Genomic DNA, 1,020 nt, shown 5'->3' with positions numbered 1-1,020 from the left:
ACAACCAGCAGTTTCGGTTGATCAAGTCCGCCACGCCCGGGCCTTACACCTTCATTCTGGAAGCCAGCAAGGAAGTGCCGCGCCGCCTGAGTCATCCGGCGCGCAAGACCATCGGCTTGCGCGTGCCTGAGCACAAGGTCTTGCAAGAGCTGCTGGCGCTGCACCACGGCCCCTTGCTGGCCACCACGCTGATTCCGCCCGGGGAAACCGACGCGCTCAATGACGCACAGGACATTCTTGAGCGCTTCAAAAACCAGATTGCCGCCGTGATCGACGCCGGTGCCTGCGCCCTGGAGCCCACCACCGTGGTCGACCTGACAGGCGCTGAGCCCGTGATCATTCGAGAGGGACGCGGTTCAGTGGCTGCGCTCGGCCTGTGACGCGCTGCACGCCACCCCTCTGAGACAATTGCCCGATGGATATTGCACAACTCATTCAAACCGTCGCCATTTATGCGCTACCGGTGCTGTTCGCCATCACCCTGCACGAGGCGGCACACGGCTATGCGGCACGGCATTTTGGCGACAACACCGCCTACGCGCTGGGCCGCATCACCCTCAACCCGGTGTCGCACATCGACCCGGTCGGCACCATCCTGATGCCGCTGATGCTGTACTTCGCCACCTCGGGCACCTTTCTGTTTGGCTACGCCAAGCCGGTGCCGGTCAACTTTGGCAACCTGCGCAACCCCAAGCGCGACATGGTGTGGGTGGCCTTGGCGGGCCCGGGGGCCAATCTGATCCAGGCCTTTTTGTGGGGCGTGCTGATGTATCTGCTGGTGGCCACCGGCACTACCGAACCGTTTTTCCTGAAGATGTGCAAGGCGGGCATGCTGGTCAATGTGGTGATGTTCGCCTTCAACCTGTTCCCGCTGCCGCCACTGGACGGGGGCCGCATTCTGGTGGGGCTGCTGCCCTACCGCCAGGCGGTACTGGTGTCGCGCATCGAGCCCTGGGGCTTTTTCATCGTCATGGGCCTGGTGATTGCGGGCATCGTCAGCACGCTGTGGATGCAGCCGGT

General features: G+C 63.1%; 2 protein-coding genes. Both read left to right on the top strand.

Going from position 1 to position 1,020, the window contains the following annotated elements:
* On the top strand, positions 1 to 380 hold a 380-nt coding region (locus AC097L_RS26470), incomplete at its 5' end, for an L-threonylcarbamoyladenylate synthase (protein WP_479589660.1).
* Positions 381 to 415: 35 nt separating this feature from the next.
* Positions 416 to 1,020, top strand: a 605-nt coding sequence (locus tag AC097L_RS26465) for a site-2 protease family protein (RefSeq protein WP_479589659.1), incomplete at its 3' end; no start/stop codon positions are given.

This window comes from Rhodoferax sp. RT5P35 (assembly GCF_056521385.1).
Note: the sequence above shows the minus strand (reverse complement) of the source record. Positions and strands in the feature narration are given on the sequence as shown.